The 8,504-nt window shown below is 48.0% G+C and carries 6 protein-coding genes; 5 read left to right on the top strand and 1 reads right to left on the bottom strand.

All coding sequences use genetic code 11. The features are described from left to right. Nucleotides 1-429 precede the first annotated feature (429 nt). The gene (locus ACRCZA_RS01060) at nucleotides 430-1,689 is read right to left on the bottom strand and encodes a dicarboxylate/amino acid:cation symporter (RefSeq protein WP_438672637.1); all 1,260 of its coding nucleotides are present in this window, start codon (nucleotides 1,687-1,689) and stop codon (nucleotides 430-432) included. 277 nt (nucleotides 1,690-1,966) lie between these two features. Here ACRCZA_RS01060 and ACRCZA_RS01055 point away from each other — a divergent pair, with 277 nt between their 5' ends. The 5 genes from ACRCZA_RS01055 to ACRCZA_RS01035 all read left to right on the top strand — a co-directional run bounded on the left by ACRCZA_RS01055 (nucleotide 1,967) and on the right by ACRCZA_RS01035 (nucleotide 8,498). Further along, nucleotides 1,967-2,392, top strand: a complete 426-nt coding sequence (locus ACRCZA_RS01055) for a YqaA family protein (RefSeq protein WP_438672636.1) — start codon at nucleotides 1,967-1,969, stop codon at nucleotides 2,390-2,392. A 150-nt stretch (nucleotides 2,393-2,542) separates the two neighbouring features. Further along, nucleotides 2,543-5,374, top strand: coding sequence for a M16 family metallopeptidase (locus tag ACRCZA_RS01050; protein WP_438672635.1), 2,832 nt, complete (start codon nucleotides 2,543-2,545; stop codon nucleotides 5,372-5,374). Between the two features lie 237 nt (nucleotides 5,375-5,611). After that, nucleotides 5,612-7,234, top strand: coding sequence for a glutamate--cysteine ligase (gene gshA, locus ACRCZA_RS01045; RefSeq protein WP_438672634.1), 1,623 nt, complete (start codon nucleotides 5,612-5,614; stop codon nucleotides 7,232-7,234). A 38-nt stretch (nucleotides 7,235-7,272) separates the two neighbouring features. After that, nucleotides 7,273-7,728: a hypothetical protein gene (locus ACRCZA_RS01040; RefSeq protein ID WP_438672633.1), complete on the top strand. Its 456-nt coding sequence runs from the start codon at nucleotides 7,273-7,275 to the stop codon at nucleotides 7,726-7,728. A 155-nt stretch (nucleotides 7,729-7,883) separates the two neighbouring features. Beyond that, on the top strand, nucleotides 7,884-8,498 hold the full coding sequence (locus tag ACRCZA_RS01035) for a hypothetical protein (protein WP_438672632.1): 615 nt from the start codon (nucleotides 7,884-7,886) through the stop codon (nucleotides 8,496-8,498). The last annotated feature ends 6 nt before the right edge of the window (nucleotides 8,499-8,504 follow it).

Raw genomic sequence — 8,504 nt, 5'->3', positions numbered from 1 at the left:
GGTCTGTTTTCTGTGTTGGTTGAAATGGCTGGTTACTCTACCTTGTTGGATATTTGCTCGCGGCGATGGCGTTCATGTATACACGTTGAGAGGAGCTTAATATTGGCTTATTTTTAAGCCCTAGTATCTGTGCATTAACCCGTTGGCGAGTTTCATATTAGGGTTGGGGCGTGCGATAGTCAGGTATTTAGCGATCTTAGTTCGATTGTTCCTTTAAAATATAGGGGGATTTTAAATTTGCAGGTGAGTGGCTTTGAGTTAACTGCAATATAAGCTACTAGCGCTAAAGAGTTATCGGCGTGGTTTGGGAGTGAAGGTGTTTAGAATGGTGATTGTTATTGGTTAATGCGCCCCTTGCGCAGTTGTTGGTGCTGCGGTTCGGGGCGGTTTTATCGTTACACTTGAGGCTTTCTGGCGACTAATGAGTCCCTATTTTATAGGGGTAATCGGCGCAGAATCTTCTGCGATATTGGCGTTAAATTGTGACACATCTAATTCGTTTTCTAATTTGCCGATCACGACGGCAGTCATCATATCGCCTGTGACATTTGTCGCGGTACGGATCATGTCAACGATGCGATCAATTGCCGCAATAAATGCAATGCCTTCGAGGGGTAAGCCAATCACTCCTAAAGTGACGGTGAGCATCACCATGGCGCTTCCTGGTACGCCTGCGGTACCGACCGAGGCCACTGTCGCGGTGACCGCGATCATGATGTAATCCAAGGTATCTAGCGGGATATTATAAATTTGCGCGATAAAGATCGCGGCAATCGCGGGGTAGATCCCGCCACAACCATCCATATTCATGGTTGCCCCTAGCGGCATGACAAACGAGGTATAGCGTTTTGATACTCCCATGGTTTCTACCGCTCGGGTACTGGCAGGAAGGGTGCCATAGCTCGATGAGGTACTAAAGGCGACCAATTGAGCAGGCATGGCTTTGCGGAAGAATTGTAACGGACTTAAGCCTGCTACAAATTTAACTAGCCCACCGTAAATAAAAATGATGTGGATAAGTGCTGCAATATAAATTGCTGCAATAAATTTACCGAGTGGCAATAGGGTTGATAAGCCGTAGGAGCCAACAACCCAGGCCATGAGGCCAAATACCCCAATTGGAGTGAGTTTTAACACCATCCGTGTGAGTTGAAACATCACTTCGGACCCGGCATCAATGGTGCGTTTTAGCGGTTCAGCTTTTTCCCCCAGTTTATTGATAGCAATCCCTACTAACGCTGCAAAAACAATAATCTGTAGTACTTTGCCTTCAGCTAGCGATGCGAAGGGATTGACTGGGATCATATCCAGTAAGACTTGGGAAAATCCCGGAATATTACGTTCGCGTACTTCAGTTGTCGTCAGCGACATTGTGCCGCCCATGTCGATGATTGAGCCAACAGCCAAACCGATTAATGATGCGATTGTTCCGGTTAGCATAAACATGCCTAAGGTTTTTAGACTTAAGCGTTTTAGATTCGTTTGTGAGCCCAAGGACGTAATACTGGCGACAATGGCGCAGAACACGAGGGGGGCAACGAGCATTTTGATGGCGCTAATAAAGAGATCGCCTAAGGGTTTTAGCACTGTAGCAGTCTCGCCCAAGAGCACGCCGACGAGCGCCCCTAAGATAAAACCTGTGAGGACTTTTTGCCAAAAAGGGATGCGGCTAAGTGTGTGTAGGAGCATAGATTATTCCAAAAATAATAAAGTAAGAGCCAATTAGCTCAAGATGTTATTATGTACTTTTTGCTAACTGAATGAATTTATAGTTACAAATTCGTTCTATATGGGTGCTGTTTTACCATTGAGTGCATTGTATAGATAGACCCAGCATTAAAACAAATCGATTTTCTTATAACTTATTGTAATAAATGAGTTTGTTATCAATTGGTTAAGTTGGTGACTTTTTTGAACACAGCAAGGGCCTTTTTCGCCATTTAACGGTTTTTATTGAGTAACGGTTATGTCTGAATTAGCAATGATGTTTGTTGGCGCATTTTTGGCGGCCACGTTGTTACCCGGCGGTTCGGAAGTTTTATTGATTGCGCTGTTAAATCAAACACATAATGACGTCTTGTTACTGGTGCTGGCCGCGAGTATTGGCAATACATTAGGGGCGATGACAAGCTTTTATTTGGGTCGATTAGGGCGCTTAGCCGCTACCCCGACACAATTGGCCCAAGGGAAATTCGCGAAGGCACTCCAATTAATTGAGCGTTACGGTGTCTGGGCTTTACTGCTCGCCTGGTTGCCGGTGATCGGCGATATCTTATGCCTCCTCGCGGGATGGCTAAAGCTACCTGTACTTAGGGCAACTCTTTTAATTTTTATCGGAAAAACAGTTCGTTATTTTGTTATCGCCGGGGCGGTGCTGCACTGGCTGGCGTGATTTGTCTGGCACAAATCATGGGGATATAACCCTTGTCATCCATATAAATTATTGTATTAATAGGAACTTAGTGATGGCGATGTCGGTCTTAAGTCCATCGTCAATGGATTTAGCGGTATTTTGAGCAATGCTATTTAAAAGGAGATGGCTTTGAAAAAATGGATATTAGCGATAGCGGTTTCTGCCGCGCTTGCAGGTTGCGCAGCTGACACCACAACTCACTTACCCGCAGGGGTTAAACTGATTGAAACTGTGCAACTAACGGGTGATCAAGTTGGTATTCCCTATAAAAAATATCAATTAGCCAATGGATTAACCGTTATTTTGCATCAAGATAACTCCGATCCCCTTGTGCATGTGGATGTGACCTACCATGTGGGCTCGGCTCGTGAGCTGGCAGGGCGCTCAGGCTTTGCCCATTTGTTCGAGCATATGATGTTTCAAGGCTCAGCGAACGTGGCCGATGAGCAGCATTTTGAGGTAGTGACCGAAGCCGGTGGCACACTGAATGGCACCACCAATACCGATAGAACCAATTATTTTCAAACGGTGCCAAACAATCAGCTAGAAAAGATGTTGTGGCTTGAGTCGGATCGGATGGGCTTTTTACTCCCCGCACTGACCAGTCAAAAATTTGAGGTGCAGCGCGAAACCGTGAAGAACGAGCGGGCCCAGCGGATCGATAATCAACCCTATGGGCGCATGAATGAGCGCTTTAATCAGGCTTTTTACCCTCAAGGGCACCCTTATTCATGGCCTGTGATTGGTTGGCCAGAGGATCTTAATCGTGCAACGGTGGATGATGTGAAGCACTTCTTCCAGCGTTGGTACGGCCCTAACAATGCCACCTTAACTATTGGTGGTGATTTTGACGAAATGCAAACGCTGGCGTGGATAAACCAATATTTTGGGGAGATCCCCAAGGGGCCTGAGGTATTGCCTGATCCTAAAACCCCAGTAGAACTCGCGAGTACACGGTATATTTCCATGGAGGATAACGTGCATTTGCCGCTGATCCGTATGGCTTTTCCTACCGTATATGCCAGCCATGGCGATGAGGCAGCCCTCGATTTACTCGCCAATATTCTTGGCGGCGGAAAAACTTCCTTACTCTATAAAAACCTTGTTAAAGATGGTTATGCCGTGCAGGCGAGCGTGAGCCACCCTTGCCAAGAGTTAGCCTGCCAGATGTCGATTTACGCACTGGCCAATCCGGCAAAAGGGGTCACTTTGGCCCAGCTGGAGCAGCAGATTTTAGATTCCATTAATGAGTTTGAGCAACGCGGAGTCACCGAAGCGGATCTGCAAAAGGTTAAAGTGCAGTTTGAGGCTGAAACGATTTTTGGATTGCAAAGCGTTAAAGGTAAGGTTTCGACCCTCGCGTTAAATCAAACCATGTTTGGCGAGCCCAATAAAATTGCGGCCGATCTCGCCCGTTATGCCAATGTGACAAAAGACGATGTGATGCGCGTCTTTCAAAAATACATTAAAAATAAACCGCAGGTGGTGATGAGTGTGGTTCCCCAAGGGATGAGGGCATTAATTGCTCATCCTGATAATTTTACGCCGCAGCCGTTAACGGTCGCACAAACCGCCGTGGCGGCCGATTTGCCCTTATCCACCCTGCAGTCAACATTTGATCGGACAAGCATGCCTCCCGCGGGCCCCGCACCAAAGATTAAAGTGCCTGATATTTGGACCCACCGACTGGACAATGGCATTGAGGTGATGGGAACGCAAAGCACTGAGACTCCGACGGTAGAATTAGTGATCTACCTTAACGGTGGTCACCGACTCGTGCCCGTTGCTAAGGCGGGGCTGGCTAGCCTCACTGCGGAAATGCTCAATGAATCTAGCCAAAAACGCAGTAGCGAGGCGTTGTCTCAGGCTCTAGAGATGCTGGGGAGCACCATCGATTTTAGCGCTTCTGAGTATCAGAGTACGATTAAAGTCTCCGCTTTGACCGCACATTTAGACGAGACGCTCGCGATCCTGGAGGAAAAACTCTTCCAGCCCGGTTTTACAGAGGCGGATTTTATTCGGGTTAAACAGCAGCAACTGCAGCAAATTCAACATATGCAGGCGGATCCCGGTTATATCGCCGATACCGCGTTACTGGGCTTGCTCTACGGCAGCAATAACACCCTTGGGGTGAGCGATATGGGGACCTTGGCGTCGGTCGCTGGATTAACTCTTGCCGATGTTAAAGCGTTTTATGCTGAGCAATACCGCGGTGGCAACGCGAAAATCGTCACCGTTGCGAATTTGTCAGAGACGGCGTTGTTACCCAAACTTGCCGGATTAAGCGAGTGGCAAGGCCAAGCGAGCGTACTGCCGCCGTTAAAGCCCTTTCCGCAATTATCAGGTGGCACTCTGTATATTATTGATAAACCTGGGGCCGCTCAGTCGGTGATCAATATTGCGAAACGTGCTCAACCCTATGATGCGACGGGCAACTACTTTAAGTCCTATTTGATGAATTACCCTTTAGGCGGGGCCTTTAATAGCCGTATTAACCTCAATTTACGCGAAAATAAAGGTTATACCTATGGGGCGAGAAGCCAATTTACCGGCGGGGCTGAAACGGGCGATTTTGTGGCCTCTAGCGATGTGCGTACCGATGTAACCGCGCAGGCGTTAGTTGAGTTTATTAAGGAAATGAGTGTTTATCAGCAGTCGGGGATTACGCCGGCAGAACTTGCTTTTATGCGCAGTTCCGTATCTCAAGGTCAGGCACTCGATTATGAGACGCCCTATCAAAAAGCCGGTTTTATGCGGATGATCCAACGTTATCAATTAAGCCCTGATTTTACCGCTGAGCAGGATAAAATCATTAATACTATAACCAAGGCGCAGATCGATGCTCTGGCTGCCACCGAGGTTGATATTAAGCAGATGATTATCTTAGTGGTGGGCGATAAAGCAAAAATTGCAGCAGATTTAGCCCGCTTAGGTTATCCCATGGAAACCTTAGTATTGTAATCTGCGCTTTTGCCCTTATATAGGGCGTAGACGAGCCAAAAGTGCACGCTAGCCTGTGTCAGTCGATGCGAGTGCTAGCCGAACGAGTGCGCTGGCAAGGCGGTGACAGTATTGGCTGTCACCGTCGTTATTTTGTTATTTAACGATGTCATTGAAGAATGTCAGTGAGCTTGTCCCGTAGACAGTGCTAACGTTATTTTGCGGTGTATTGGCTAAGCTGAGCTGCAACATAACGGTTTGACTGTTAACCCAGTCGCGAGAGCGAATCACCAATCAGAGAAGCGCAAATTGAAGCCATTCAATGAATTAGTACAGTATTTCTCAGACACCGCCGGGCGTGCTGCGCTCCTTGGCATGTTACGCGGCATTGAACGTGAGGCGTTACGGATAGATGAGTCGGGTTTTTTGGCCCAAGATCCTCATCCCCGCGCATTAGGCTCGGCGTTAACGCACTCGCGGATCACCACCGATTACAGCGAGGCGTTACTCGAGTTTATTACGCCGGTCAGCCATCAGGTTGAGGCGTTGTTACAGGGGTTGACTGAAACCCACGCCTTTAGTGTGCGCCAATTGCAGGGGCAACGTTTATGGCCCGTGAGCATGCCCTGCTATGTGAAAGATGAGCAAACAATCCCCGTGGCGCAGTATGGCTCCTCTAATACGGGTAAAATGAAGACCTTATACCGAAAGGGGCTCACCTATCGTTATGGTGCCCTGATGCAGATCATTTCCGGGGTGCATTTTAACTTTTCGGTATCCCAGGATTTGTGGCGCAGTCTCTATGAGTTAAGTGATAAGCGCTTGTCATTTGATGATTTTATTTCTGATGGCTACTTTGGTTTAATCCGCAATTATCGCCGCTTGGTATGGGTATTACCTTATCTATTTGGCGCTTCACCCGCCCTGTGTCATTCGTTTATCAAGGGCCAAAAAACCGATTTGCAGTTTAGCCAGTCAGGGCGCGGCACCTTGTATTTACCCTATGCGACATCGTTACGGATGAGCGATTTAGGCTACACCAATAAGGAGCAGGAGAGTCTGAATATTAGCTATAACTCTCTGCCCGAGTATCTGGCGGGGATCCGAGCGGCGATTAAGATGCCTTCGGCCAATTTTGCCAATATTGGTGTCAAGGTCGACGGCGAATATCGCCAGCTCAATGCCAATGTGCTGCAGATTGAAAACGAATTTTATGCCCCCATTCGGGCTAAGCGGGTCACGCGCAGTGGTGAAAAGCCCTCTGAGGCGTTAGCCCGTGGCGGGGTCGAGTATATTGAAGTGCGGGCATTGGATGTGAATCCCTTTAGCCCTATCGGTATTGATGCTAATCAAGTGCGCTTCTTGGATTTATTCCTGCTCTACTGTTTATTAACTCCATCGCCGAAATCCGATGCCAAGGAAGAGGCCCGCTTGGCCGCAAACCTTAAGGCGGTGGTGCTTGAAGGCCGAAAACCCGGGCTTGAGTTGTTATCCGCCACGGGGCCTATCTCTTTAAGCCGCTGGCTTAGTTCTTTATTTGATGAATTGCAGCCATTGGCAAAGCTATTGGATGGGGAACGGGACGAGTATCAAGCCGCCCTTAACCATTGGCTGGCGGCGGTTAAAGATCCAGAGCTTACGCTCTCGGGGCAAGTGAATCGCCATTTAATTGCCAAAGGACAGGATCATGGTCAATGGGTGATGACGCTCTCTGCGCAATATCATCAATATTTTATGGATTACCCTTTGAGTGAGGCGACCTGTAGCGAGTATCAAACGGAGGCTAAAACGTCACTTGCAAAGCAAGCGGAATTGGAAAACGCGCAACGTGCCGTGGCTTTTGATGACTATCTGGCGGATTATTTTGGGGAAAAATCCTAATCCCTGAGGGGATGACGATAACGGTGATGATGATAACTATGTGGCGATTAAAGTTGCGATTAACGTGTTTGCTGCCGTTGTTTGTGGCAACCCTAGGGTTACAGGGCTGCGCCAGCGAACCTGTCGATAAGCGCAGTTGCGGTACTGTCTCTGGCTTTATGCTGCCGGATGCGGGGCAGCATTGGTATCGGGCTGTCGTCACCCATTTAAATGGTCAACCTGTTGTGTCTAAACCCAATTATCAATTGGCACCGGGTGATTATCAATTTACGGTCGTCGAGTTAATTGACGATCCCAGTTTGGCCGTCACGCTGAGCGCCCGCACGCCTAAGACCTTTACCCTCACAGTGGCAGCGCACCAGCGCTATCATTTGGGGGCTTTGTTTCATACCGATAAGCGCTATTTTGGTCAAGATAGCGCTTATTGGGAGCCCGGCGTGTGGCGCCAAGAACCGCATGAGTGTCAATTTGAGTTGAGCCCTGAAACTAAGTAGCCTCCACAGGCGCTAAGTTCCCCGGCGATAGGCCATTGCTGACCTGCTAAGTGCTATCGCAGTGACCTAGGCGGCAAAAAGGGGGATTCAGGTTTGTCTTGGCGCCCATCTATGCCATCATTTAACTTATTAATATTTTTAGGAATAAGCGATTAATGAACCGGCATTTTACTTTCTTTTTATGTGGCCTAATGGTCTTAGTGTCTGGTTGTGCGACCTCCCCACCTCAATCTCCTGAAAATATTTGTGATATTTTTCAAGAACATCGATCATGGTATACCGCAGCTAAGGAGACTCGAGATAAATGGGGGGTACCGGTACATGTCCCGCTTGCTATGATGTACCAAGAAAGCTCATTCAAACACAATGCCGCGCCGCCGATGCAGTACTTTTTAGGGTTTATTCCGATTGGGCGGGCAAGTGATGCCTATGGCTACGCTCAGGCCAAGACCATGACGTGGGATGATTATATTCGCGAAACCGGAAACACGTGGGCGAGCCGCAGTGATTTTGACGATGCGATTGATTTTATGGGGTGGTTTATCCATAAAACAAATAAAGTCAACGGCATATCTAAATGGGACGCCCGTGCCCAGTATCTTAATTATCATGAGGGGTGGGGCGGTTATCGTCGCGGTACCTATAAATCCAAGGCTTGGCTTGGCAAAGTTGCGACTAAGGTTGATGACAGAGCGAAGCGTTATGCCACGCAGTACCGTGGCTGCCAGAAGGAATTAGATGCCTCTTGGCTGCAGCGCTTGTTTTTTTAATTAAGC

It is taken from the genome of Shewanella sp. (genome assembly GCF_051658185.1).
Classification (GTDB): Bacteria; Pseudomonadota; Gammaproteobacteria; order Enterobacterales; family Shewanellaceae; genus Shewanella.
The sequence above is the reverse complement of the archived record's forward strand: the minus strand, read 5'-3'. Positions and strand labels throughout refer to the sequence as shown.

What these genes read in the sequence shown, in the direction of transcription:
- ACRCZA_RS01060 (WP_438672637.1), bottom strand. Translation starts at nt 1,689, where the DNA reads ATGCTCCTACACACACTTAGCCGCATCCCTTTTTGGCAAAAAGTCCTC.
- ACRCZA_RS01040 (WP_438672633.1), top strand. Translation starts at nt 7,273, where the DNA reads ATGTGGCGATTAAAGTTGCGATTAACGTGTTTGCTGCCGTTGTTTGTG.
- ACRCZA_RS01035 (WP_438672632.1), top strand. Translation starts at nt 7,884, where the DNA reads ATGAACCGGCATTTTACTTTCTTTTTATGTGGCCTAATGGTCTTAGTG.
- ACRCZA_RS01055 (WP_438672636.1), top strand. Translation starts at nt 1,967, where the DNA reads ATGTCTGAATTAGCAATGATGTTTGTTGGCGCATTTTTGGCGGCCACG.